This window comes from Aromatoleum toluclasticum ATCC 700605 (assembly GCF_000378245.1).
GTDB lineage: Bacteria > Pseudomonadota > Gammaproteobacteria > Burkholderiales > Rhodocyclaceae > Aromatoleum > Aromatoleum toluclasticum.
Window position 1 is genome coordinate 97,010 of the sequence record NZ_KB899505.1, and the last position, 22,996, is coordinate 120,005.

Below are 22,996 nucleotides of genomic sequence, written 5' to 3' on the forward strand. Positions count from 1 at the left end.
GACTTCCGTGACGATCCGGGTAGCCATTATCGACGATCACCCCAGCATCACCTGGGGATTCGAGCGCCTCATCGCAACCGAAATGCCGCGCATGTCGCCCGTCGGCACCGCGCACGACCTCGCGGGCGCGCGCCGGCTGTTGCGCGATGCGCGCCCGGACGTGGCGCTCCTCGACCTCGATCTCGACGGCGAGAGCGGCATCGAACTGATTGCGGAGTTCGCGGATGATGCGATCCGGTTCCTTGTACTGACCGGGATGCGGAACGAAAGCGCCCGCCAGAACGCGATACGTGCCGGCGCTCGCGGAGTGCTCGGCAAGAGCGAGCAACCGGCGATGATCATCCGCGCCATCGGCCGCGTGCATGCCGGCGAACTGTGGCTCGACCGCGCCCGCACCGGCGAACTCGTGGACAGCCTGCGCCGCCAGGCTCGCTCGGCTGCCGACCCGTTCGCGACACTCACGCCGCGCGAAAAGCAGATCGTCGCCGTCGCGCTGGAACACAACGGCGCACCCAATAAGCGCATCGCCGAGCATCTGGGCATCGGCGAAAACACGCTGCGCAACGCCTTGTCGACGATCTATTCGAAGGCCGGCGTGTCGAACCGGCTGCAACTCTACGCACTCGCCCTGAAACATCCTCCCAAGGGTTGATTTCCGTGCCTTGCGTCACGACGAACAGACATGACATTACGAACGTCATGCTGACACACACCCATCAGGGAGGAAATAAACACGGCAATCAACGCCATCTCGTGTACAAGACGGCGCGGGCGCGCCATGAACCCCCCAAAAAAACCGGGGCAATGCCCCGGCTTCTTATCCGTTCCGGGACGCGGCGTTTTTTTTACTTGCCGCCCTTGGTCGATGCAATGAAAGACACCTCCCCCTGCTTCGCGGGATTGCCATCCACGTCATCGACAGAGACCTCCACCAAATAGGTGCCGACCACCGGGATGGGGTAGTTGGCGATGTACTGGATGGCATTGCCGGCGGCGTCGAGCTCCCAGCGAATGTTGGAAGAACCCTCGCCGGCGACGTATTCGGATTGACCATCCGGCGCCTTGACCAGGATGCGCACCGATTCGTACGGCGGCAGGGGCTTGCCCTCGCAATCCGTGAAGACCCATTTGATCGGGAGAGTGGAACCGACCTTGAACTGCCGGCCGGCGACGCTCATCGGCGGCAGGGGATTGACGTTCAGCGCCACCGTATAGCTCGATGCCGCTTCGCCGGTATGGGAGGCGTCATCGTCCGCTTCTGCGGTCAGCGTAAAGGCTCCGACCCCATCGACCGTGAAAGTGCCGGTCGCGGTGACATCGATGCCCGCATCAACCGGCAGCGCTGGGCTGATGGAGAGGCCGTCGGTGAGAACGGTCTCCACGGCCCCGCCGACACTCGCAACGATAGCCCGCATCGCGGTGATGCCCGTCCCCGCACCGCCTTCCACCGGATCGTTGGCGGTGAAGCTCACGGCCAGATTGCCATGCACGCACAGCTTGCTCGCGGCGCTCGGGCTGCCGATGGTCACCCCGGGTGGCTGGGTATCGACGGCAACCGGCGCGGTCACGATCACGGTGAAGGTCCTCTGGGCTTCACCCACGCCGACGCCGGTTTCCGGCTTGACGTCCAGGGTCACGTCGTACGTGCCGACCGGCACGATGGGCGTATTGGTGAAGGTGAAGCCCACCGCTTGACTGCCCGAGCCGGGGTTGGTCAGGGTGAAGCCGGAGGGCGCGAAGGAGAACCCGCCTTTCAGTGCGTCGACTTGGGCGGTAGTAAGCGTGCCTCCGACAGGCTCAACGACCGTCACATTGCCGGTGGAAATGGTGACCTCGAGGCTTCCGCTGCTGCCTTGACCGTAAACGGGCGGCAGTGCGCTGTCACACGAGCCAGTGTTTTGGACGGGCGGGGAAGTCACGGTAAACGAGGCCAGGCTGCTGGAACCAGCGCTCGAGGTGACATAGCTATAGGAATTGGGGGTCGGAGTGGTGACTTGAAGAGGACCGGTGGTGCCGCAGGCGGGCTTGGGCGGCTGGGCGGCAAAACCCTGCGCACTTGCGCACAGCAGGCCGAGCATGACGGCGCAGATCATGCTCCGCGGCATGATAGTGCGAGACAACTTCGTGTGTTCCATGACGATCTTCCCCCCATTCCGGCTTCATTGATGATCAACGGCCATCGCAGCGCCGCAAAGGACAGGCCCGCGATGGTGGCAGATTCATGCTATTGCCTTGAAGCGAGGGACGGCAGGTCGTACTGTCACTTATCGGACATGACATCCGTAACGTTTTGAAGCTGTCCCGTGACATACGACACGGTGCTTACCGCCTGCGCGGATGGCGACTCGTGTCTTGGCGAAGATGGCGGCAAGCGCTTTGCGCAGGGAGTTCTCGCTGACGCCGAACGACTCGGTAAGGCATTTATCGAGGGCGCCGTTCCGTTCGATGGTGACCGCGACGATCTGGCGTTCGCACGGCGTGAGATTCGCGGAGGGATCGGCGGGCGGTTGGGTGTAGTAGCCGTGCAGGCTGTCGATCAGACTGCCGGGCGGGAGCGGTCCAGCCACAGCTCGCCGCATGGACATGCTCTATGGCGCGCAGCGACGGCGGGCCAAGTCGCGACTCCCGCCGCATCTGCAGCAATCGAGAGCCGTCGCACATGCGGCTCAACGCAGCACCCGCCTTACGGCAACTCCGCCGGATGCGTGAACACGTAGTCCCTGTCCTTCACCGGCTGGTGGCAGCCGAAGCACTCCTGCACGAAGTTCGCATCGGCCCCGTAAGGCTTCTGCGCCTTGCCGAGCCAGCGCGCGAAACCCCAGCCGCCCGTCGCGGCATACTTGGCGCTGTCCTTGACCATGAACTCGGCGTGAACGAAGTCGCCCGGCGCGAGCGCCGTGTCCCAGCGATCGTGCTTGACCGCCTTCCACACGAGCTTGCCGAGAATCGCGCCGTCGGGCCACGGATTGGTCCGCCCCTCACGCGCCGCCTTCGCGGCTGCCTCGTTGCCGAGTACCGCGCGCAGCGTGTTGTTGTCGGAGCGGTGATGGACCGCGATCACCTGCCACTGGCGGTAGCCCTCGGGCAGGATGATGCCGTTGGGTGCGGGTTCGACCGCGGATGCGGATGCGGCAGCGCAAAGCAGGGCGCCAGCCAGCAAAGGGAATCGTCTGCTCATGGAAAATCCTCGTTGTCGGGGAAAACCGTGGTCGCAAAAGCGGCCCACGCCTCAGTCAACAACCGACGGACGCGAATTGTTCCAGGCAGCGGAAAAAAATCAGCGGCGGCGCCGCTGCTGCGGATTCACCGGACCACGTCCTTCGATGTGGCGGAAGGTGATGCGCCCCTTGCTCAGGTCGTAGGGCGACAGTTCCAGCGAAACCTTGTCTCCGCACAGGATGCGGATGTGATGCTTGCGCATCTTGCCTGCGGAATACGCAACGAGATTGTGACCATTGTCCAGCGTCACACGGAATCGGGCATCAGGCAGCACTTCGACCACCACTCCACCCATTTCGATCAGTTCTTCCTTGGCGATGACGTTTTCTCCTGGGAAAGGCGAAAAAAGAAAAGGCCGGGCTTGTGCCAGGCCTTTCGGGATGCGTTCCGGAACGGATTCCGGTTTCCGGTCCCGCCAGGGGCCGGAGGCGCGGCACAGGTGCCGCGCCGGCGCAGGCTTAGTCAGCCGCGCGGATGTTCGATGCCTGTTGCCCCTTGGGGCCGGTGGTAACGTCGAAAGTGACGCGCTGGCCTTCGGCCAGGGTCTTGAAACCGCTGCCCTGGATCGCGGAGAAGTGGGCGAACAGATCATCGCCGCCGTTTTCCGGGGTAATGAAACCGAAGCCCTTGGAGTCGTTGAACCACTTCACGGTACCGTTTGCCATATCTTGAATTTCCTGAAAAATAAGGGACTTGCCCCAGAGGTGAGGGCGAAGGTCAAGACGGCAGGGTGAAGAGGCAAGGAACGCCGCAGAAACAGCAGAAACCGGACCAGACAACAACTGTGCTACTTGAAGATCGCTGCCGCGCACTATGGACTGATTTGCCCTGCTCTGCAAACGAAATATCTTTTGTTACATTTTAGAAGATACCCGGAGATGCCCGGCCCCACCGACCCCGGCACCGGCCGCGGGCGCGCACCACCGGCGGGTTCAAGCACGGGCGGGAGGGGGATCGCCACTCTCCCCGCGCCGAAGCGCAACGGGCCGGGATGCTCTAAAATCTGCTTTCGCAACCCCACTCCGGATTGACCTCCATGTTGCATCTCGCGCGTCGCGCCCATGCGCCGTTGTTGTCCGGGCTGCTGCTCGCCGGCTGCGCCTCCGCGCCGCCTCCCGTTTATCGCAGCGAAACCTTCGCCGCCGAATCGCCCTTCGTCACCTGGAGCACGCGCGAACCCGACGCAGCCTGCGAGATCGGCAAGCGTGCGCTGCTGAGCCAGGGCTACCAGGTCGACGCGTCGAACGCGACGCGCATCCGCGGCGAGAAGTTCTTCCTGCCGAAGACCGACTACGGCATGACGCTCAACATCACGCTGGTGTGCCTGCCGAGCAACGTCGGCACCGCGATCTATGCGAACGCACTGCAAACGCGCTACGAGTTGAAGTCCGCCGCGACGAGCGCCGGCGTCGGCGTCGCGGGCCTCGGCTCGATTTCGTTGCCGTGGACCGCCGACAAGGAGGCTCTGGTCAAGGTCGGCGAGGAAACGATCTCCGACCCGGACTTCTACAAGCGGCTCTTCGGCCTGATCGACTCACTGCAGGGCAGCTGAGCGCATCGCACGCGCGTGCAGCGCGGAAGCGTAGGGCGGGAGGAGCCGAAGGCGTATCCCGCCATGCGGCCGCGGGATGCCCTCTGCCGGTGGATTGGCGGGATGCGCCGCGCTGCTCCGGCCCTGCGGGCCTTCAAGCCTGCCCTTGTCGCGGCGGCCGGCGCGTAGGTTATAATCCGCCTTCGCCGAGGAGCGCTGCGAGACTCCCGTCCCAGGCTCGGCCATCCGTAACTGCGCTCACCTTAACCCGTGCCGGGCACGGGGTGACGAGGTGAGCTCACCCGCAGCACCCCTTCCCGGCCACACGTTCAGGAGTTCACATGAACACTGTGGCTGAAACCTTCACCGATTACGTCGTCGCCGACCTCAAGCTCGCCGACTGGGGCCGCAAGGAAATCCGCATCGCGGAAACCGAGATGCCCGGCCTGATGGCGATCCGCGAGGAATTTGCCGCTGCGCAGCCGCTGAAGGGTGCGCGCATCACCGGCTCGCTGCACATGACGATCCAGACCGCGGTGCTGATCGAGACGCTGACGGCGCTCGGCGCCGAGGTGCGCTGGGCCTCGTGCAACATCTTCTCGACGCAGGACCACGCCGCCGCCGCGATCGCCGCCGAGGGCATCCCCGTCTTCGCCGTGAAGGGCGAGTCGCTGGCCGACTACTGGGACTACACCCACCGCATCTTCGACTGGAAGGACGGCGGCCGGGGTGAAAAAGTCTATTCCAACATGATCCTCGACGACGGCGGCGACGCGACGCTGCTGTTGCATCTCGGGGCGCGCGCCGAGAAGGACATCTCGGTGCTGGCGAAGCCGGGTTCGGAAGAGGAGACGATCCTCTTCGCCGCGATCCGCGCCAAGCTCGCGCAGGACTCGAGCTGGTACTCGACCCGCCTCGCGCAAGTGAAGGGCGTCACCGAGGAAACCACGACCGGCGTGCACCGCCTGTACCAGATGCACGAGCGCGGCGAGCTGAAGTTCCCGGCGATCAACGTCAACGACTCGGTCACCAAGTCCAAGTTCGACAACCTCTACGGCTGCCGCGAGTCGCTCGTCGACGGCATCAAGCGCGCCACCGACGTGATGGTCGCGGGCAAGATCGCAGTGGTCGCAGGCTACGGCGACGTCGGCAAGGGCTCGGCGCAGGCGCTGCGTGCGCTGTCCGCACAGGTATGGGTCACCGAGGTCGACCCGATCTGCGCGCTGCAGGCGGCGATGGAAGGCTACCGCGTCGTGACGATGGACTACGCCGCCGAACACGCCGACATCTTCGTGACCGCGACGGGCAACTACCACGTGATCACGCACGATCACATGGCGAAGATGAAGGACCAGGCCATCGTGTGCAACATCGGCCACTTCGACAACGAGATCGACGTCGCGTCGGTCGAGAAGTACCAGTGGGAAGAGATCAAGCCGCAGGTCGACCACATCATCTTCCCCCCGGTTGACGGCAAACCCGGCAAGCGCATTATCCTGCTCGCGAAGGGCCGCCTGGTGAACCTCGGCTGCGCAACCGGCCACCCGAGCTACGTGATGAGCTCATCGTTCGCGAACCAGACGATCGCGCAGATCGAGCTGTACACGCGCACCGCGGACTACCCGGTCGGCGTCTACACGCTGCCCAAGCACCTCGACGAGAAAGTCGCGCGCCTGCAGCTGAGGAAGCTCAACGCGCAGCTCACCGAGCTCACCGACGCACAGGCCGCCTATATCGGCGTCTCCAAGCAGGGCCCGTACAAGTCGGCCCATTACCGCTACTGACGGGGGCACGCCATGGCCAAACCTGAAATTTCGATCGAATTCTTCCCGCCGCAGACACCCGACGGCGACGAGAAGCTGCGCGCGACGCGCGACAAGCTCGCGCGCCTCAAGCCCGCCTTCTTCTCGGTGACCTATGGCGCCGGCGGTTCGACGCGCGAGCGCACCTTCGCGACGGTCAAGGAGATCGCCGCGCAGGGCTTCGAGGCCGCACCGCACCTGTCCTGCATCGGCTCGACGCGCGCCGGCATCCGCGAGATCCTCTCCGACTATAGCGCCGCCGGCATCCGCCGCATCGTCGCGCTGCGCGGCGATCTGCCTTCGGGCGTCGGAGATCCGGGCGAGTTCCGCTATGCGAACGAGCTGGTGGAATTCATCCGTGCCGAGACCGGCGACCGTTTCCGCATCGAGGTCGCCGCCTATCCGGAATGGCATCCGCAGGCAAGAAGCCCGCAGGACGACCTGCAGGCCTTCAAGCGCAAGGTCGAGGCCGGCGCGGACTCCGCGATCACGCAGTACTTCTACAACGCGGAAGCCTACCTGCACTACGTCGACCAGGTGCGCGCAATGGGTCTGGACACCCCCATCGTGCCCGGGATCATGCCGATCGTGAGCTTCTACAAGCTCGCACGCTTTTCGGATGCGTGCGGCGCGGAGATTCCGCGCTGGATGCGCAGGAAATTCGAGTCCTACGGCGACGATACGGCATCGATCCGCGCCTTCGGTCTCGACGTGGTCACCGCGCTGTGCGAGCGCATGCTCGCCAACGGCGCCCCCGGCCTGCACTTCTACAGCATGAACCAAGCCAGCCTCACGATGGCCATCTGCGAGCGCCTCAAGCTCGTCTGACGAAAAGGGCACCCCGCCACAACGCGGCGGTGCCCTTGTTTTCACGCGCGGCGAGTCTCAGCTGGACTGGGCCGCTACCCCGTTTGAAATGTCCTGCAGGCAGCCCAGCACTTCCATGCTCGCTGCCTCCATCGCTGCGATGTCCTGGAGGCCGGACTGGTTGTCGCCCGACAGCAGGCGCTCGAGGCCACGCCGGCCGCTCTCATGCACGCGCGCATGCGGCGCCTCCAGCCGGCGGTAGGCGGGCAAGGACGCAAAGCGCTTGCCCGGCCCCTCGTAATACCAGTGCCCGAGCCGGCACTTGTGGTGGCTGGAAAATTCGTCGGGACGTTTGGCGGAATTGCCCGACGCGGCCTTGTAGACCTCCATCTTGAAGATCAGGTGGTCGAGCTTGGCCAACTCGACGAAGCTGCGCACCGCGGCGCCCTCCATCATGTTCCCCATCTCGCGCGACAGGCCGAACAGTTCGCTCATGCTCCCGCGCGCGCTGCGCCCCTCGCCGGCCGCGTCCGAGGCCTTGCCGGCGAGCGTCTGGATCATCGCCTGCGTCTGCCCGGTCTCGCCCTGGATCGCGCCGACCAACTCGGAGATCTCGTTCGTCGCCGCCGCGGTGCGTTCCGCGAGTTTGCGCACCTCGTCGGCGACCACGGCGAAGCCGCGCCCCTGCTCGCCTGCGCGCGCGGCCTCGATGGCCGCGTTCAGCGCGAGCAGGTTGGTCTGGTCCGCGATCTCGCGGATCAGACGCACGATCCCGTCGATCTGGCCCGCACGCTGATTGAGCTGATGCACGGAAGCAACCGTGCCGCGCGTTTCCTCCGCCAGGCCGTCCAGGCTTGCCGAGATGCGCTCGATGGCCGATGCGCTGTCGCCCGCCGACTGCGTCGAACGCTGGGCGACGTCATGCTGCTGCTTGAGCCCATCGGCCAGCAGGCTGAACGTTCCCTGCACCGAAACGAGCGACTCGCCATAGGTCTTGAGATTCCCGAACAGCGCGTCGAGCATTTCGGTGCGCCGTGCCGCCACCTCCACCTCGCTGCGCTGCCGTGCAAGCTGCTCCTCGAGCCCGGCCGAGCGCAGTCGCTCGCGTTCCAGAGCTTCCTTGCTCGCAGCGAGTTCCTGCCTCAGGGCCGCGAGCTCCGCACCGCCTGCAAACCATCCCATTTCTTCATCTCCCTGAGCTACGTTCATCAGCAACCCGGCGCCGCGCCGGCACCGGGGGATTCCCTTCAGTCGAAATATCGGCAAAAGACGTATGACATTTAGTCTAATCGGATCTTCTTATACACATTCCGGCATTCACTCACATGCCCTTGCCGCTTAGTGCGCATAAGCCCTCGGCCTAGGCCCTCGATCGCATTGACGAGGCTCCGGCTACGACTATATATGTAGAGTGAGACGCAATCTCACCTACCCCGACAGGGCGGCACCCGCTGCCTCCGTGGGCCGGCTTTCCGGTCGCCGCGGTCGCTTGCATCCGACCGCCCCCTGGCCAACCAGCAACAAGGAGAACAGCCATGGCCTACCGGATCGAAGGGCGACTGCTGGAAGTCTGTACCTGCAAAGCGATCTGTCCGTGCTGGATCGGAGACGATCCCGACGGAGGCACCTGTGACGGGACGCTCGCGTGGCATATCGACAAGGGCGAGATCGGCGGCACCGATGTGTCGGGGCTCACCTTCGGCATGCTGGCGCACATTCCCGGCAACGTCCTGAAAGGCAACTGGCGAGCCCTCGCCTTCGTCGACGATCGCGCCAGCAAGGCGCAGGAAGAGGCGCTGCTGTCGGTCTTCACCGGCCAGCTCGGCGGCCCGATCGCGGACCTGGCGCAACTGGTCGGCGAGGTCGTCGGGGTGGAGCGCGTCGGGATCGAGTTCGACGTCCAGGAAGGCTCGGGGCGGCTGCGCATCGGCAACACGGTCGAAGCCGACCTCGAAGGCGCGCGCGGACCCGACGGCCGGGCGACCGCGATGAACGACACGATCTTCTCGTCGATTCCCGGCTCGCCGGCCTACATCGGCCGCGCGCCGCGCTACCGCGCCCAGTCTGAGCAGCTGGGCATCAACGTCAACCTGAGCGGCTACAACTCGGTGCAAGGCTTGTTCTGCTTCGAGGCCTAGCACGCGGCAACCGCCTCCTGACAGAGTCCATGCCCGCGGCGCAAGCTCCGCTGCGCGCGATCTCCCGGCGCGACACCTTCACCGTCGCGCTGGTAGCCCTCGTGCTCGCCGCATGGGTCGCCCTGTGGCTGTGGGAGCGCTCGCCCTACGGCCGCTACCTCAACCACGCCGAACTCGGCGGCCTTGCGCACGCCCCGACGGCCGATGCGGTACTGGTGCAGTCGGCCTTGTACATCGGCGGCTGGCTGCTGATGACGATCGCGATGATGCTGCCGACGACGCTGCCGCTGCTGGACGCCTTCCGGCGCATGACGGCGCTGCGCGACGACCGCCGCGGGCTGCTGGCACTCGTGATTGTCAGCTACCTCGGGGTGTGGCTGATCGCCGGCGCGGCAATGCATCTGTTCGATTTCGGCTTGCACGAGGCCTTCGAGCAGCTCGCCTGGCTGCAGGCCAACCCATGGCTATTCGGCGCCGCGCCGCTGCTGCTGGCCGGAGCCTTCCAGTTCTCGGACCTCAAGCACCGCTGCCTCGAACGTTGTCGTGCGCCGGTCGGCTTCGTCATCCAGCACTGGCGCGGCGGCAGCCCCGCGCTCCAGTCGCTCGCGATCGGCGCACACCACGGCCTGTTCTGCGTCGGTTGCTGCTGGGCGCTGATGTTGCTGATGTTCGCCGTCGGCACCGGCAGCATCGGCTGGATGCTCACGCTCGGCGCCGTGATGGCGATCGAGAAGAACCTGAGCTGGGGCCGTCACCTCAGCGCCCCGGCGGGTGTCGCGCTGCTGCTGTGGGGTGGCGCGATTACCCTCTCGCACCTCGCCGCCTGAACGCCAAACGGCTGCTCACCCCATGCCGTGGCGGCGCATCCAGGTGCGGAAATCCGCCTTCGCCGCGGCGCCACGCAGATGCCCCAGGTGCAGTACGAGGTTCTCGACCATCGCGTGCGCCGCGATCGCAGCCATGACTTCGAGCCGGTCCTCCGCGCACATGCCGTGCTCGGCGAGCCGGTGGTCGATGTCGCAGAAATGGCGCGCCATCAGGCTGCGCGCCTCCTGCTCGCCGATGGAAAGGTCGCCGAAGTCGATGTGATCCTCGGCTTCGATCTCGGCGATCAGCGATTCGACTGATTCGGGCGTCATGGCAAGTCCTCGCGCGAATGGTGACATCCGCTTGGACAGCCCCTGTTCGCCGCGAGTTGCCTTGAACCTGCGGTCAGCGCCGCGCGATGACCAGCACGCCCGCGATCACCAGCGACGCCCCGGCGAGTTGCGAGATGCCGAGCGCCTCGTCGAGCAGCAACCAGCCGAGCAGGATCGTGACGACCGGGCCCAGCGTGCCCATCAGCGACACCGGCCCGGCGCCAAGGCGGCGGATCGCCTCCGACACGAGCCACACCGGGGCGACCGTCGACAGCAGCGCCATGGCCGCACCGAGCGCATACACCTGCCACGGCAGATCGAGCGCGGATATCGGCCGCAGCACGAAGAACTGGGCGATGCACAGCACTGATGCGACGCTCGTCGCAAAGGCCGTCACACGCATCGAACCGAGGCGGCCGACAACCTGCCCGTTACCCATCAGGTACAGGGCGTAGGACAGGGAGCTCGCGAACACCAGCGCGCCGCCCAGTGCCACGTCGCGCGCTTCGCCGGCGATGTGCAGGTCGTGCCCCACCGCGAGGCCGATGCCGCAGTAGCACAGCGCCAGCGCCGCTAGCGTGCGCCGGCCGATCGGTTTCGCGAGGAAGAGCGCCGACAGGAGGATCACGAGCGTCGGGTACAGGAACAGGATCAGGCGCTCGAGCGCGGCGGTGATGTAGCGCAGGCCGAGGAAATCGAGATAGCTCGACAGGTAGTAGCCGGAAAAGCCCAGCGCGACCATCCACAGCCAGTCGCGCCCGTCCATGCGCTGCGCCGCGCGCGCATCGGCGACCAGCCCCATCACGATGAAGAACGGCAGCGACAGGCCCATGCGCAGCGCGAGCAGCGTCTCCGCGTCTACGCCATAACGGTACGCGAGCTTGACGAAGATCGCCTTGAACGAGAATCCGATCGCACCGAGCGTCGCAAACAGCAGCGCGGTACGATGCGAGGCACGGCTCATCCGGTCAGTGTCGACACCTCATCGGCGGCGTCCGCCCAGCAGCGAACCGAGCAGCCCGCGCACGATCTCGCGCCCGACAGAACTGCCTATCGTGCGCACGACGGTTTTCGCGGCGATCTCGACCAGCCCCTCGCGCTTGCCGCCGCGCGGTCCGGTCGAACCGAACAGGATGTCGCCCATGCCCCCCATACCGCCCAGGGCGCCGCCCTCCTGCCCTCCGGCAGGCGCCTGCCCCGCGGGCGCGCCAGCGGAAGCGCCCCCGGCCTGCCCGCGCAGCACCTCGTAGGCCGACTCCCGATCGAGGAGCTTCTCGTAGTGGCCGTACAGCACAGAGCCCTGGATCGCGGCGCGGCGCTCGTCAGGCGTCATCGGGCCGAGACGCGACGCAGGCGCGATCACGAAGGCGCGCTCGACGACCTCGGGACGGCCCTTGTCGTCGAGGAAGGACACCAGCGCCTCGCCCACGCCCAGTTCGGTGATCGCGGCGGCCGCGTCGAAGGCCGGGTTCGCGCGCATCGTTTCGGCGGCGGTCTTCACCGCTTTCTGATCGCGCGGCGTGAAGGCGCGCAGCGCGTGCTGCACGCGGTTGCCGAGCTGGCCGAGCACCGTTTCGGGCACGTCGAGCGGGTTCTGCGTCACGAAATACACGCCGACACCCTTGGAACGGATCAGGCGCACGACCTGTTCGACCTTGTCGACCAGGGCCTTGGGCGCCTCGCCGAACAGCAGATGCGCCTCGTCGAAGAAGAAGACCAGCTTGGGCTTGTCCAGGTCGCCGACTTCGGGCAGTTGCTCGAAGAGCTCCGCCAGCATCCACAACAGGAAGGTCGAATACAGCTTGGGCGAGTGGTAGAGCTTTTCGGCGGCGAGGATGTTGATGACGCCGCGTCCCGCGCTATCGGTCTGGATCAGGTCGGAGAGATCCAGCATCGGCTCGCCGAAGAAGCTGTCGCCGCCTTCCTGCTCGAGCGCGAGCAGGCCGCGCTGGATCGCGCCGATCGAGGCCGCCGACACGTTGCCGTATTCCGTCGTGAAGGACTTCGCGTTGTCGCCGACGTGCTGGATCATCGCACGCAGGTCCTTCAGGTCGAGGAGCAGCAGGCCGTTGTCGTCGGCGATCTTGAACACCAGCTGCAGCACGCCGGCCTGCGTCTCGTTGAGGTTCAGCAGGCGCGCGATGAGGAGCGGCCCCATGTCCGAGATCGTCGCGCGCACGGGGTGGCCGAGTTCGCCGAAGACGTCCCAGAACACCGCCGGATTCGCGCGCGGCGCGTATTCGGTGATGCCCAGCGCGGCGAGGCGCTGCATGAGCTTGTCGGATGCGACGCCGGCCGCGCCGGCCCCCGAGAGGTCGCCCTTCACGTCGGCCATGAACACCGGCACGCCGATCGACGAGAAGGCCTCGGCCATCTTCTGCAGCGTCACGGTCTTGCCGGTGCCGGTCGCGCCGGTGATGAGTCCGTGGCGGTTGGCGAGCCGGGGCAGCAGGGTGATTTCCTTCTGGGCGTTCTTTGCGATCAGCAGCGGTTCGGCCATTTCGGGATGCCTCTCTTGTTCGTTTGTGGCGGACTCAGTGTAGCAGCGGCGCGGGGGGCGTCCGTCATGGCGGCGAGCGGAAATCGCACAGGCTCACGCAGCGGTCGTAGGCGTCCTCGCACGCGACGTTGTGTGGAGCGCAGGCCCATAGCCGCGCCCCACAACCGCGGACGCAGGCATTCCATTCGGGCTTGGCCCGCGCCGGTCGCGTGAGCAGGTGCTCCACCGCGCTCTGCGCCGCACAGGTGCGTAGCGCGAACGTCCGCGGCGGCCCCGGCACGCGCTCCCACTCCTCGGCAGAGAACTGCAGCTCGCGTTCGAGCGCGTCGATGCGTGCCTCCTCGAGCAACCCCGAGCGCAGCAGCGACTCGAGACCGTGGCAGTCTGCGCGCCGCGCGTCGCCCTCGGTGCGTTTGCCGTCGAGCGGCAGACCGAGGTTGTGGCGGGCACACTCGTGCGCAAACAGGAACAGGCGCGACTCGGGCGTCAGGCGCGGCAGGAGCGCCTCGTTGTAGCGGATCGCTGGCGCGGCGCCGGAAAGACTCGCGACCACCTGATCGAGCGCGGGATCGCTCACGGCGGCCACTGCGCGGCCGGCGGCATCGGTGCAGCCGTGGTAGCTCGTGTGTTCCTGGGCAAACGCCCCTCCCCCCGCGCACAGCTGCGCGATTACCGCGCCCAGCATGAGCTTCCGCCGCATCGTCCCTCCCGTTCCCGCCAAGCCGGCCTTCCGGCAAGGAATGTCGAAAAATAATGACAGGAATCTACCAGAGCCGGACGGCTTCGGCACGGATCGCTGCCGTGAAGATGGGTGCGGCACGCGGGTATAATGCGCGCGGTTCAGTTCATTCAACGCCACCCGGCAGGATTCGAGGTTTTTTATGGCTGGTCATTCCAAATGGGCCAACATCCAGCACCGCAAGGGCCGTCAGGACGCGAAGCGGGGCAAGGTCTTCACCAAGCTGATCAAGGAAATCACCGTCGCCGCGCGCATGGGCGGGGGCGACCCGAACTTCAACCCGCGCCTGCGCCTCGCCGTCGATAACGCGAAGACGCAGAACATGCCGGGCGAGAACATCGATCGCGCGATCAAGCGCGGCACCGGCGAACTCGACGGCGTGAGCTACGAGGAGTCGCGCTACGAGGGCTACGGCATCGCCGGCGCCGCGGTGATGGTCGACTGCCTCACCGACAACAAGACCCGCACCGTCGCCGACGTGCGCCACGCCTTCTCGAAGTACGGCGGCAACATGGGCACCGACGGCTGCGTCGCGTTCCAGTTCAAGCACTGCGGCCAGCTGATGTTCGCCCCCGGCACGAACGAGGACGCACTGATGGAAGCCGCGCTCGAGGCCGGTGCCGAGGACGTCATCCCCAACGACGACGGCTCGATCGAAGTCGTCACGGCCCCGTACGAGTTCTCCTCCGTGAAGGAAGCGCTCGAGAAGGCCGGTTTCAAGGCCGAGTTCGGCGAAGTGACGATGAAGCCGCTGAACGAGACGGAACTCGAAGGCGACGAGGCAGCGCGCATGCAGAAGCTGCTCGACGCGCTCGATTCGCTCGACGACGTGCAGAACGTGTATACCTCGGCGGTGCTCGACGAGGAATAAGCCCCGGGGCTTGCAGCAACGCTTCCCGCGCCGCTACGGCGGCGCACGACAAAAACAGGGCCGGACATCCGGCCCTGTTTCCTTTCCGGCTCCCGACCGCCGTCAGTGCGAGCCGAAGAAGCCGATCGCGACCAGCGCCAGCAGCGTCAGGCCCGCGGCAATCAGCGTGAAGCCGAGGATCTTCGAGCCCAGCGCCATCGGCCGCGAGGGCGCATCCACGATGAACTTCTCCAGCTCCCCGCTCTTCTGCAGGCGCTCGTATTCCAGCGCATGTTCGCGGCGGTACTCCTCGACCGGCATCGAGCCCGTGAACATCACGACCTCCAGCGGGAATTTGTCCGGGCGGAAGTGGTTGTTGAAGAAATGCACGGTGAACAGGAAGACCACCGCCAGGAAGGCTTCCTCGCTGTGGAAGATCGCCGCGACGTTGAACACCCAGCCGGGCAGGAAGGTCGCCGTGATCGTCGAGGCCCACATCATCAGCCCGCTCACGCCGATGATGGTCACCCCCCAGAACGGCGCCCAGTAGTCGAACTTCTCCCAGTAGGTCCAGCGGTCGAACACGGGGCGCTCGCCCTTGCCGAAGAACCACTTCAGCATCGCGAGGAAATCCTTGCCGTCCTGCAAGCCTGGCACGAGCGAGGTCGGGCCGAAGATGCGGAACTCCTTCCAGTCGCGCGCGAGCCGCACGGCGACGTAGGCGAGGTGCCAGAGGAACACGCCGGCGAAGATCACCGCATTGACGCGGTGGATGGTTCCCGCGACCTGCGGGCCACCCAGCGCCTTCATCAGCGGCACGGCCCAGGGCGCGTCCGGATAGAAGAGCGGGATGCCCGTGAGCGTCAGGATCATCAGGCTGAGCGCGAAGACGAGATGCGCAGCGCGCCAGGTCGTCGTGAAGCGGCGGAAGTGCTTGCCCGCGTGCCCGCCGCCGGCCAGGCCCGGCGCGTCGGCGCGCACGTGCGGCCGCGTCCTGCCCTGCTGGCGGTCGCGCAGTTCGCGCCAGAACCACAGCAGCGTGTGCAGCCAGAAGAAGCCGAAGGTGCCGACCAGCAGCTGGATCATCAGCTGGTTCGCGAGCCACATCTGCGGATAGCGCTCGAAATCGCCGGTGTGGCCGTGGGGCTGGAAGCTGGAGAATCCCGCAGGCGCCTCGGGCAGATCCTTCTTGCCGTTGTGGCACTCCTTGCAGGTCTTCATCCGGTTATCCGGATGCACCCTGGAGTCCGGATTCTTCACCGCCAGCACGTCATGGCTGCCGTGGCAGTCGAAACACTTGGCGGTGTAAGCGTAGCCCAGGGTATTGATCTGGCCGTGGTAGGTGGCCTTGTAGGACTTGAAGTTTTCCTCGTGGCAGCTGCCGCACTCGGCCGTCACGGCGAGCTTGAACGGCGCGAGCGAGGTATTGCCGACGGCGTGGGCGCTGTGGCAGTCGCTGCACACGGCGGCCTTGGCGTCCTTCTTCCGGAAGATCGCCTCGCCGTGAATCGATTCCGTGAAGGTTTCGAGCGATTCCTCGTGACAGCTCTTGCCGCAGGTCTCGGGCACCCTCAGGCGCCACTCGGCATACTGCGGCGAGTCCTTGGGCGGGACATTGAAACTATGACTGCTGTGACATTCGTCACAGCTCGCGTTCGGCCGATTCGGGTCGTCGGCGTTCTTGCGCGCGTGGAAGGACTCCTTGTACGCGGCGATGTTGTCGGCGACCACGCCGAGGCGCGGTTTGTCCCTGGCGCTGCCTTGCTGCTTCGCGCGCTCCCACAACGCTTCGTGACAGGACGCACAGTCCCTGGCCTTCAGCGCCGGATCCTTCTTGTGCGCGTTTCCCGATTCGGCGTTATCGGTGATTTCCGTATGGCACTCGACGCAGTCCATCTTTGCATGGACACCCTTCGCGAACGCATCGGGCGGCACGGCATGCAGCGCGCGCGATTCACCGTCGGCCCCCGGCACCGCGATCGCATTCTTGCTGCCGTCATGGCAACTCAGGCACTTCGCGTTCTCCAGTCCGGGAGGGGCTGCCGCGGCCGGCACGGCGGCGGCGACACACAGGGATGCCAAGAGGGCGGCGGCGGCCGTGCGCAAGTCTACGCTCTTCAGGCTCATGCTCTTCATCGGCAGGTGTCCATGAAAACGCCGCGGCGAGCGCGGCGCGATCCATTGCAATCGGCCGACGCGCCTGTACGACGGAGCATCGGCCCTCGGTGCCGCATTACGGCAACTTCACCGCCTTGATGTCGGCCTTGGCCCCGAATCCGATCGTCCTCACGAACGAGACCTGGTGGCCGCGCGTGGTGATGTTGTCATCATGCACAGCGAAACCGACATTGTATACGCCTCCGGCTTTCAGGCTCTTGTCGTCGTCGTTCGCAAGTCCGAGCGGACGGATCATGACCACCGTCCACACCCCGTCCTTCCAGCTCGCAATCGCCTTGTTGTCGGCGGCCGACCCCTTGGCGTCCTCGCGGCTGACGACGTAGTCGGGAATCATGTCGCCTTCCTTCCAGCCGGCGGCGGGATCGAAGGGCACCGCGTTCTTCTCGCGGATCAGGTAGTGCTCGCCTTGGCGCAACTGATCCACGGTGATCGACTTGTAGCCGACCTTGCTCGCGTCCCACATGAACTTGGGCTGGTGCGTCTTGGCGTCGGCGTTGCCGCTGAACATATCCTTGCCGGCATCGCCGTTGCGGAATTCGAGCACGTAGCCGTCGTCGGTCATCCCTACCGCATTGCTGCGATGTGCGCGCCACTGGATCAGGTCGACGAAACCGCCTGCCGCCTTGATCTTGGCGATGTCCTCGACGCTCTTGCCGGTTTTCCAATCGGACGGATCGGTCCGCGTGTCGGGCAGGTATTTGCGCACGTCGCTCTTCTTGAGCGCCTTCAGTAGTGCGTTGTTGGCAACCTCATCCTTGGTGAATTGTTTGGGCATGTCGCGCTCACCGTCGTGGCAGGTGAGCCAACAGCCCTGGTTCACGAAGCCCGGCACCTTGCCATCGTCGATCATGACCGACATGCGGTCCTCATAGATGCCCATCTCGGTGCCATCCTGAACGGGCTTGTCGAGTTTGGGATAGCCGAAGACCTTCCATTCCTTGCCGTCGAAGCGCAGGTACTGGTGCTCGCTGCCCGGATATGCGTTGTCGGTCTGCCACTGGAAGCGCAGGTAGGCGTTCTTGCTGTCATAGGCCGCCTGCACCTTGAGCGCCTTGAAGCCGGACTTGCCTTTGACCGGGCGCGGTTCGAGCCTGCCGCCCTTGACCAGCTTCTCGCCGATGTCCTTCTCGGCGTCCTCCTCGTCGTGACAGGAGGTGCAGGAGTCGCCGCGCTTGACCTCCTTCGCTGCCCCCTTGTGCTCGTTGCTGCGCAACCATTCGTAGGACGACTGCCCCGGGAAGAACAGCGGTACCGTCACCGCAGGGACCTTGCCCCAGTTGATCTTTGCCGGATCCGCGGCCTGCGCCGCACCGATGCCGAGAGCCGCCAGGCTGACAAGCAATGCCGTTTTTTTCATTTGAGTTTCCCTATTTTCCTTGATGTATCGCGAACACCCGACGAATCGGGCCCCATGCTGCCGCGGGTCGACGCCCGCTCCATGCGAAGGACGACTCCTGCACCAACCTTTCCTTCAGAATCCGACCGCCCACAGCGCCCCGGCGGCGAGCAGGGTGCCCAGCGCCGCCGATCCGTAGCACGCCAGACGCGTCGCGGCTCCGGCATGCACGCCGAGGTCGTGCAGGCTGTGGCAGATGCGGTGCGCGGCATGCCAGAGAAACAGGGCGATGATGGCGAAGAGGAAGCCCTTGCCCGCCCAGTGCTGCGCGAAGGCCTGCATGCGCGGCCAACTCATCGCATCCGCGGGAAGGATCAGCCCCAGCGGCACGGCGATGCCGGTAATGAACACGAGCACCGGACCGAAGAGTGCCGCGAGCATGCCGCCCGCGCCGAAAAGTCCCCAGAAGATGGGGGCATTGGAACGTTTCATCGCCGCTTTCATCGCGTCAGCCCCCCTGCCAGCACCAGGACCAGCGCCAGCACGGCCAGGCTGCACACGCCCGCCGCCGCCAGCCCGCAAGCGGTGATCGTCGCCGGCGCCACGCGCTTTCCTCCGACCACAAGCGGCGGCATGGTCTTGGGCATGATGCGGAACCAGGTCCAGGCGTGGTAGGCGATCGCCGTCAGCAGCACGACGTGGAAGACAACCGACAAGGGGCTGCGCAGCGCCTCCAGCCATCCGCTCCATGCCGCTTCGCCCTGCGCCAGCCGCAGCAGGCCGACCAACAGCACCAGCGCATAGGCGGCGACGAACAGCGCGGTCGCCTCATGCACCATGTATTCGACGAAGAAGGGATTGCGGCGCCACCAGCCCGCCATCGGACGCACGTAGGGGCGGCGCGGATCGGACATATTCACTTGGCACCTCCCTTCGGGCGGACGAGCCGCAGGAAGTAGTCGCCCGCCGCGCGCGTCTTGTTCTGGTTGACCGCGTTGGCTGGATCGACGTGCTTCGGGCACACCTCGGAGCAGTAGCCGACCGCGGTGCAGTTGAAGGCGCCCGCTTCCGATCCGGCGACCTCCATACGTTCCGCGGCGGCGCCGTCGCGCGAATCAGCGTTGTAACGGTGCAGCAGGGCCATGATGCCCGGCCCGACGAAGTCGGGATTGAGCCCGTACTGCGGGCACGCGGCGTAGCACAGCAGGCAGTTGATGCAGGAGCTGAACTGCTCATACACGTCAAGTTGTGCGGGCGTCTGCAGGTACTCACCCTGCGCGAGGGTCCGTTCTTCCTTCGGGACGATCCAGGGCTTGATGCTTTCGAGCTTGGCGAGAAAGTCGTCCATGCGGATCACGAGGTCGCGCTCGATCGGGAAATGCGCCAATGCTTCGACGCGCACGGCTCCGGCAGGGAAGTCGCGCAGGAAGGTCTTGCACGCGAGGCACGGCTCGCCGTCTATCATCATCCCGCAGCTGCCGCAGATCGCCATGCGGCACGACCAGCGGAAGCTCAGCGTGCCGTCGAGCCGGTCCTTGATGTACTGCAGGCCCTGCAGCACCGACATGTCGTCGGTGAAGGGGACGTCGTAGCTCTGCAGGAAAGGCTCCCGGTCCTGCTCGGGACGGTAGCGCAGGACCTCGATGCGGATCACCTTGCCGTTCTTGCCCGTTTCAGACACGGTTCGGCCCTCCCTGCTGTACGGCCCGCTCCTGTTCGGCTTTCTCGCCAGCGGCGCCGTAGGCGCGGGTACCCGGCTGCGAGCGGGTGATCTTCACGTCGCCGTAGTCGATGCGCGGCGCGTCGGCGCCCGCGTAATGCGCGAGCGAGTGCCTGAGGAAGTTCGCGTCGTCGCGCTCGCCGAAGCCGTCGAGACGCTGGTGCGCACCGCGCGATTCGCGCCGCTCGAGGGCCGACCACGCCATCGCCTGCGCAACCTCGAGCTGGTAGCCGAGCTCGATCGCGAGCAGCCAGTCGGTATTCCACACGCAGGAGCTGTCCTCGACCTTCACCCTGCGATAGCGCTCGCGCAGTTCGGCGAGCTTGTCGCAGGTCGCCTGCATGCTGTCGGCCTGACGGTAGATGCCGCAGCCGTCTTCCATGCTCTGCGCCATGTCCTTGCGCAGCGTGGCGATGCGCTCGGTGCCGGCGGCGTTCGTCACGAGCCCGAGCGCGCGCTGCTGCGACGCCTCCGCCTGCTTCAGCAACACCTCCGTCGATCCGGGCGCGACCGATTTCGCGAAGGCTGCGGCCTCGACGCCGGCGGTCTTGCCGAACACGCACAGCTCCGCGAGCGAATTCGAGCCGAGGCGGTTGGCGCCGTGGATGCCGACGCTGGAGCATTCGCCCGCCGCATACAGGCCCGGCAGCGGCGCGGCGCAGCGCCCATCGACGAGGATGCCGCCCATCGTGTAATGCACCGCCGGGCGCACGGGGATCGGGGTCTTGGCCGGATCGACGCCGAGGAATTCCTCGGCCAGCTCGTAGATCTGCGGCAGGCGCTCGCGCAGCCTGGCTTCGCCGAGATGGCGCAGGTCAAGGTGCACGACCGGGCCGTGCGGGCCGTCGATGGTGCGCCCCTTCTGCTGCTCGTACCAGAAGGCCTGGCTCAGGCGGTCGCGCGGGCCGAGCTCCATCGCCTTGTTGCGCGGCGTCGGCTCGGCGGGCCCGAGGCCGTAGTCCTGCAGGTAACGGTAGCCGTCCCGGTTCAGCAGGAAGCCCCCTTCGCCACGGCAGGCCTCGGTGAACAGCAGGCCGGTGCCGGGCATGCAGGTCGGGTGGTACTGGACGAATTCCATGTCGCGCAGCGGCACGCCGTGGCGGTAGGCGAGCGCCATGCCGTCGCCGGTGACGATGCCGCCGTTGGTGTTCTCGCGGAAGACGCGCCCGGCGCCGCCAGTGGCGATGATCACGGCGTTGGCCTGGATCAGCGTGAAGCGGCGCGACGCGATGTCGACGACGACCACGCCCTGCACGCGCCCGTCCTCGACGACCAGGTCGAGGCAGAAGTTCTCGTCGAAGCGCCGGATGGACGGGTACTTGAGCGAGGTCTGGAACAGCGTGTGCAGCATGTGGAAGCCGGTTTTGTCGGCAGCGAACCACGTGCGCTCGATCTTCATGCCGCCGAAGGCACGCACGTTGATGTGGCCGTCCGTCTTGCGGCTCCAGGGACAGCCCCAGTGCTCGAGCTGGACCATTTCCTCCGTGCAGCGCGCGACGAAGTCCTCGACCACATCCTGCTCGCACAGCCAGTCGCCGCCGGCGACGGTGTCGTGAAAGTGGTGTTCGAGGCTGTCGTGGGCCTGCACGACGCCGGCGGCCCCGCCCTCGGCCGCCACGGTGTGGCTGCGCATCGGGTAGACCTTGGAAACCAGCGCGATCCTCAGCGAGGGGTCGGACTCGGCGGCCGCGATCGCGGCACGCAGGCCCGCTCCGCCCGCACCGACTATTGCGACGTCTGCCTTCCAGGCATCCATGACGCTTTTCCCCTTTCGGCAGGCCCGGCAATGCCGCGCCCCTGGAAGATCTGCTCGTGCGACGGACAGGAATCGACCCGCCTTCCGGATACGGAAACGAGCACGCTCTCCTTATATACCAACGTCACGAACAGCACTATGACGTTGTTGCAATCCAGTGTAACTCCCGAGCCGAATACCCACAACGAGGACAGGATTATACAAGCCCGAACATGCGGGAAAATTCATCAGCCGCGAGCGCACTTATGACACACACGCATCAACGTGCATGTAAGATGAACTTCCTCCGCCCTGCCGGGCCCGCACGACACGTTCCCGACACGCCATGGCCACTCTCCATCCCCGTCTGACTGCCGTAGCCCCCCTCCTCTTCGTCCTGCTGTGGAGCACCGGCTTCATCGGCGCGAAATTCGGCCTGCCCTTTGCGGAACCGCTTACCTTCCTGAGCACCCGCTACGTGCTGGTCATCACGCTGATGGGCGCACTGGCGCTCGCGATGCGCGCGCCCTGGCCGCGCGACTGGCGCATGGTCGTCCACATCGGGGTGGCTGGCCTGCTGGTGCAGGCGACCTACCTCGGCGGGGTGTTCATGTCGATCCACCGCGGTCTGCCTGCGGGCGTCTCCTCCCTGGTGGTCGGCATGCAGCCGCTGCTGACCGCCCTCGGCGCCGGCTGGTTGCTGGGCGAACGGGTCACGCCGCGCCAATGGACGGGGCTCGTGCTGGGTTTTCTCGGCGTGACGCTGGTTGTCAGCAACAAGGTCGCGGTCGGCGTCTCGGCCGCGGAGCTGGGCTGGAAGCTCGCACCGGCCCTTGCGGCATTGGCCGGAATCACTGTCGGCACGCTGTACCAGAAGCGTTTCTGCCCGAGCTTCGACCTGCGCACCGGTTCGGTCCTGCAGTTCATCCCCAGCCTGATCGTCACCGGCTTCATCGCCAGCCGCACCGAAACCCTGCACGTCGACTGGAGCGGGCAGTTCACCTTCGCATTGCTGTGGCTCGTACTCGTGCTCTCGCTCGGCGCGATCAGCCTGCTCAACCTGCTGATCCGCAGCGGCAGCGCCGTGAACGTGGCCAGCCTGTTCTATCTGACGCCGCCGACGACGGCGCTGATGGCCTGGCTGCTGTTCGGCGAGACGCTCACCGGCCTCGCGCTCGCCGGCATGGCCGTCGCCGTGCTGGGCGTGTGGCTCGCGCGCAAGGCCTGACGCCTCCGTCCGGCGGGCCCGGCCCGCGCCGACTCACCCGGAATCCGCCTTCGGCGGCATACCCTTGCTCCGCA

General features: G+C 66.0%; 23 protein-coding genes and 1 riboswitch. Of the genes, 8 read left to right on the forward strand and 15 right to left on the reverse strand.

The genetic code is table 11. The annotated features are described in order from the left end of the window. The first annotated feature begins 7 nt into the window (after nucleotides 1–7). Nucleotides 8–652 (forward strand): response regulator, encoded by a 645-nt coding sequence (locus F464_RS0121230; RefSeq protein ID WP_018991873.1) that lies wholly within the window; start codon nucleotides 8–10, stop codon nucleotides 650–652. 193 nt (nucleotides 653–845) lie between these two features. Here F464_RS0121230 and F464_RS0121235 read toward each other — a convergent pair whose 3' ends face one another. The 4 genes from F464_RS0121235 to F464_RS0121255 all read right to left on the reverse strand — a co-directional run bounded on the left by F464_RS0121235 (nucleotide 846) and on the right by F464_RS0121255 (nucleotide 3,884). Then, nucleotides 846–2,135: a hypothetical protein gene (locus F464_RS0121235; protein WP_157354036.1), complete on the reverse strand. Its 1,290-nt coding sequence runs from the start codon at nucleotides 2,133–2,135 to the stop codon at nucleotides 846–848. Between the two features lie 548 nt (nucleotides 2,136–2,683). Next, complete coding sequence (locus F464_RS0121245; RefSeq protein ID WP_026296206.1) at nucleotides 2,684–3,178, reverse strand: cytochrome P460 family protein; 495 nt, start codon at nucleotides 3,176–3,178, stop codon at nucleotides 2,684–2,686. Nucleotides 3,179–3,277: 99 nt separating this feature from the next. Continuing rightward, nucleotides 3,278–3,538 carry a translation initiation factor IF-1 gene (gene infA / locus F464_RS0121250; RefSeq protein ID WP_026296207.1) on the reverse strand — a complete coding sequence of 87 codons (261 nt, stop codon included), beginning with the start codon at nucleotides 3,536–3,538 and terminating at the stop codon, nucleotides 3,278–3,280. 139 nt (nucleotides 3,539–3,677) lie between these two features. Beyond that, complete coding sequence (locus F464_RS0121255) at nucleotides 3,678–3,884, reverse strand: cold-shock protein (RefSeq protein ID WP_015434198.1); 207 nt, start codon at nucleotides 3,882–3,884, stop codon at nucleotides 3,678–3,680. 371 nt (nucleotides 3,885–4,255) lie between these two features. Here F464_RS0121255 and F464_RS0121260 point away from each other — a divergent pair, with 371 nt between their 5' ends. The 3 genes from F464_RS0121260 to metF all read left to right on the forward strand — a co-directional run bounded on the left by F464_RS0121260 (nucleotide 4,256) and on the right by metF (nucleotide 7,380). After that, the gene (locus F464_RS0121260; RefSeq protein ID WP_018991878.1) at nucleotides 4,256–4,771 is read left to right on the forward strand and encodes a DUF2242 domain-containing protein; all 516 of its coding nucleotides are present in this window, start codon (nucleotides 4,256–4,258) and stop codon (nucleotides 4,769–4,771) included. 181 nt (nucleotides 4,772–4,952) lie between these two features. After that, nucleotides 4,953–5,017, forward strand: a riboswitch (S-adenosyl-L-homocysteine riboswitch). A gap of 74 nt (nucleotides 5,018–5,091) precedes the next feature. Beyond that, on the forward strand, nucleotides 5,092–6,534 hold the full coding sequence (gene ahcY / locus F464_RS0121265; protein WP_018991879.1) for an adenosylhomocysteinase: 1,443 nt from the start codon (nucleotides 5,092–5,094) through the stop codon (nucleotides 6,532–6,534). A 12-nt stretch (nucleotides 6,535–6,546) separates the two neighbouring features. Continuing rightward, nucleotides 6,547–7,380, forward strand: coding sequence for a methylenetetrahydrofolate reductase [NAD(P)H] (metF, locus tag F464_RS0121270; protein ID WP_018991880.1), 834 nt, complete (start codon nucleotides 6,547–6,549; stop codon nucleotides 7,378–7,380). A 57-nt stretch (nucleotides 7,381–7,437) separates the two neighbouring features. On the opposite strand, the gene F464_RS31915 is transcribed toward metF, so the two are convergent. Next, complete coding sequence (locus tag F464_RS31915; protein ID WP_018991881.1) at nucleotides 7,438–8,541, reverse strand: methyl-accepting chemotaxis protein; 1,104 nt, start codon at nucleotides 8,539–8,541, stop codon at nucleotides 7,438–7,440. 353 nt (nucleotides 8,542–8,894) lie between these two features. Here F464_RS31915 and F464_RS0121280 point away from each other — a divergent pair, with 353 nt between their 5' ends. Both F464_RS0121280 and F464_RS0121285 read left to right on the forward strand, forming a co-directional pair. Then, the gene (locus tag F464_RS0121280; protein WP_018991882.1) at nucleotides 8,895–9,497 is read left to right on the forward strand and encodes a DUF1326 domain-containing protein; all 603 of its coding nucleotides are present in this window, start codon (nucleotides 8,895–8,897) and stop codon (nucleotides 9,495–9,497) included. Between the two features lie 29 nt (nucleotides 9,498–9,526). Then, on the forward strand, nucleotides 9,527–10,324 hold the full coding sequence (locus F464_RS0121285) for a DUF2182 domain-containing protein (RefSeq protein ID WP_018991883.1): 798 nt from the start codon (nucleotides 9,527–9,529) through the stop codon (nucleotides 10,322–10,324). A 15-nt stretch (nucleotides 10,325–10,339) separates the two neighbouring features. Here the strand turns inward: F464_RS0121285 and F464_RS0121290 are convergent, their stop codons facing one another. From F464_RS0121290 to F464_RS0121305, 4 genes are all read right to left on the reverse strand, one after another. Next, nucleotides 10,340–10,636 (reverse strand): hypothetical protein, encoded by a 297-nt coding sequence (locus F464_RS0121290; protein ID WP_018991884.1) that lies wholly within the window; start codon nucleotides 10,634–10,636, stop codon nucleotides 10,340–10,342. Nucleotides 10,637–10,709: 73 nt separating this feature from the next. Then, entirely contained in the window at nucleotides 10,710–11,600 is an 891-nt protein-coding gene (locus F464_RS0121295) for a DMT family transporter (RefSeq protein ID WP_018991885.1), read from the reverse strand. 18 nt (nucleotides 11,601–11,618) lie between these two features. Continuing rightward, complete coding sequence (locus tag F464_RS0121300; RefSeq protein ID WP_018991886.1) at nucleotides 11,619–13,136, reverse strand: helicase HerA-like domain-containing protein; 1,518 nt, start codon at nucleotides 13,134–13,136, stop codon at nucleotides 11,619–11,621. A 64-nt stretch (nucleotides 13,137–13,200) separates the two neighbouring features. Then, the gene (locus F464_RS0121305) at nucleotides 13,201–13,836 is read right to left on the reverse strand and encodes a hypothetical protein (protein WP_018991887.1); all 636 of its coding nucleotides are present in this window, start codon (nucleotides 13,834–13,836) and stop codon (nucleotides 13,201–13,203) included. 181 nt (nucleotides 13,837–14,017) lie between these two features. Here F464_RS0121305 and F464_RS0121310 point away from each other — a divergent pair, with 181 nt between their 5' ends. Next, nucleotides 14,018–14,746: a YebC/PmpR family DNA-binding transcriptional regulator gene (locus F464_RS0121310; protein ID WP_018991888.1), complete on the forward strand. Its 729-nt coding sequence runs from the start codon at nucleotides 14,018–14,020 to the stop codon at nucleotides 14,744–14,746. A gap of 102 nt (nucleotides 14,747–14,848) precedes the next feature. Here the strand turns inward: F464_RS0121310 and F464_RS0121315 are convergent, their stop codons facing one another. The 6 genes from F464_RS0121315 to frdA form a co-directional block, all read right to left on the reverse strand. After that, nucleotides 14,849–16,861, reverse strand: a complete 2,013-nt coding sequence (locus F464_RS0121315) for a hypothetical protein (protein WP_018991889.1) — start codon at nucleotides 16,859–16,861, stop codon at nucleotides 14,849–14,851. Between the two features lie 97 nt (nucleotides 16,862–16,958). Then, on the reverse strand, nucleotides 16,959–18,260 hold the full coding sequence (locus F464_RS0121320; protein ID WP_018991890.1) for an ethylbenzene dehydrogenase-related protein: 1,302 nt from the start codon (nucleotides 18,258–18,260) through the stop codon (nucleotides 16,959–16,961). Nucleotides 18,261–18,374: 114 nt separating this feature from the next. Next, nucleotides 18,375–18,731 (reverse strand): fumarate reductase subunit FrdD, encoded by a 357-nt coding sequence (gene frdD, locus F464_RS0121325; RefSeq protein WP_018991891.1) that lies wholly within the window; start codon nucleotides 18,729–18,731, stop codon nucleotides 18,375–18,377. An 8-nt stretch (nucleotides 18,732–18,739) separates the two neighbouring features. Further along, on the reverse strand, nucleotides 18,740–19,153 hold the full coding sequence (locus F464_RS0121330; protein WP_040395660.1) for a fumarate reductase: 414 nt from the start codon (nucleotides 19,151–19,153) through the stop codon (nucleotides 18,740–18,742). A gap of 2 nt (nucleotides 19,154–19,155) precedes the next feature. Continuing rightward, complete coding sequence (locus F464_RS0121335) at nucleotides 19,156–19,920, reverse strand: succinate dehydrogenase/fumarate reductase iron-sulfur subunit (protein WP_018991893.1); 765 nt, start codon at nucleotides 19,918–19,920, stop codon at nucleotides 19,156–19,158. After that, a complete protein-coding gene (gene frdA, locus F464_RS0121340) occupies nucleotides 19,913–21,715 on the reverse strand; it encodes a fumarate reductase (quinol) flavoprotein subunit (RefSeq protein ID WP_018991894.1) in 1,803 nt (600 codons plus the stop codon). The genes F464_RS0121335 and frdA overlap by 8 nt, the downstream gene beginning before the upstream one ends. A gap of 325 nt (nucleotides 21,716–22,040) precedes the next feature. Here frdA and F464_RS0121345 point away from each other — a divergent pair, with 325 nt between their 5' ends. Continuing rightward, a complete protein-coding gene (locus F464_RS0121345) occupies nucleotides 22,041–22,922 on the forward strand; it encodes a DMT family transporter (protein WP_018991895.1) in 882 nt (293 codons plus the stop codon). Nucleotides 22,923–22,996: the final 74 nt, after the last annotated feature.

What these genes read in the sequence shown, in the direction of transcription:
- F464_RS0121310 (WP_018991888.1), top strand. Translation starts at nt 14,018, where the DNA reads ATGGCTGGTCATTCCAAATGGGCCAACATCCAGCACCGCAAGGGCCGT.
- F464_RS0121260 (WP_018991878.1), top strand. Translation starts at nt 4,256, where the DNA reads ATGTTGCATCTCGCGCGTCGCGCCCATGCGCCGTTGTTGTCCGGGCTG.
- F464_RS0121295 (WP_018991885.1), bottom strand. Translation starts at nt 11,600, where the DNA reads ATGAGCCGTGCCTCGCATCGTACCGCGCTGCTGTTTGCGACGCTCGGT.
- F464_RS0121315 (WP_018991889.1), bottom strand. Translation starts at nt 16,861, where the DNA reads ATGAAGAGCATGAGCCTGAAGAGCGTAGACTTGCGCACGGCCGCCGCC.
- F464_RS0121300 (WP_018991886.1), bottom strand. Translation starts at nt 13,136, where the DNA reads ATGGCCGAACCGCTGCTGATCGCAAAGAACGCCCAGAAGGAAATCACC.
- frdA (WP_018991894.1), bottom strand. Translation starts at nt 21,715, where the DNA reads ATGGATGCCTGGAAGGCAGACGTCGCAATAGTCGGTGCGGGCGGAGCG.
- F464_RS31915 (WP_018991881.1), bottom strand. Translation starts at nt 8,541, where the DNA reads ATGGGATGGTTTGCAGGCGGTGCGGAGCTCGCGGCCCTGAGGCAGGAA.
- F464_RS0121290 (WP_018991884.1), bottom strand. Translation starts at nt 10,636, where the DNA reads ATGACGCCCGAATCAGTCGAATCGCTGATCGCCGAGATCGAAGCCGAG.
- F464_RS0121320 (WP_018991890.1), bottom strand. Translation starts at nt 18,260, where the DNA reads ATGAAAAAAACGGCATTGCTTGTCAGCCTGGCGGCTCTCGGCATCGGT.
- F464_RS0121255 (WP_015434198.1), bottom strand. Translation starts at nt 3,884, where the DNA reads ATGGCAAACGGTACCGTGAAGTGGTTCAACGACTCCAAGGGCTTCGGT.
- F464_RS0121285 (WP_018991883.1), top strand. Translation starts at nt 9,527, where the DNA reads ATGCCCGCGGCGCAAGCTCCGCTGCGCGCGATCTCCCGGCGCGACACC.
- F464_RS0121330 (WP_040395660.1), bottom strand. Translation starts at nt 19,153, where the DNA reads ATGTCCGATCCGCGCCGCCCCTACGTGCGTCCGATGGCGGGCTGGTGG.
- frdD (WP_018991891.1), bottom strand. Translation starts at nt 18,731, where the DNA reads ATGAAACGTTCCAATGCCCCCATCTTCTGGGGACTTTTCGGCGCGGGC.
- F464_RS0121245 (WP_026296206.1), bottom strand. Translation starts at nt 3,178, where the DNA reads ATGAGCAGACGATTCCCTTTGCTGGCTGGCGCCCTGCTTTGCGCTGCC.
- F464_RS0121280 (WP_018991882.1), top strand. Translation starts at nt 8,895, where the DNA reads ATGGCCTACCGGATCGAAGGGCGACTGCTGGAAGTCTGTACCTGCAAA.
- metF (WP_018991880.1), top strand. Translation starts at nt 6,547, where the DNA reads ATGGCCAAACCTGAAATTTCGATCGAATTCTTCCCGCCGCAGACACCC.
- F464_RS0121235 (WP_157354036.1), bottom strand. Translation starts at nt 2,135, where the DNA reads ATGGAACACACGAAGTTGTCTCGCACTATCATGCCGCGGAGCATGATC.
- F464_RS0121305 (WP_018991887.1), bottom strand. Translation starts at nt 13,836, where the DNA reads ATGCGGCGGAAGCTCATGCTGGGCGCGGTAATCGCGCAGCTGTGCGCG.
- F464_RS0121345 (WP_018991895.1), top strand. Translation starts at nt 22,041, where the DNA reads ATGGCCACTCTCCATCCCCGTCTGACTGCCGTAGCCCCCCTCCTCTTC.
- ahcY (WP_018991879.1), top strand. Translation starts at nt 5,092, where the DNA reads ATGAACACTGTGGCTGAAACCTTCACCGATTACGTCGTCGCCGACCTC.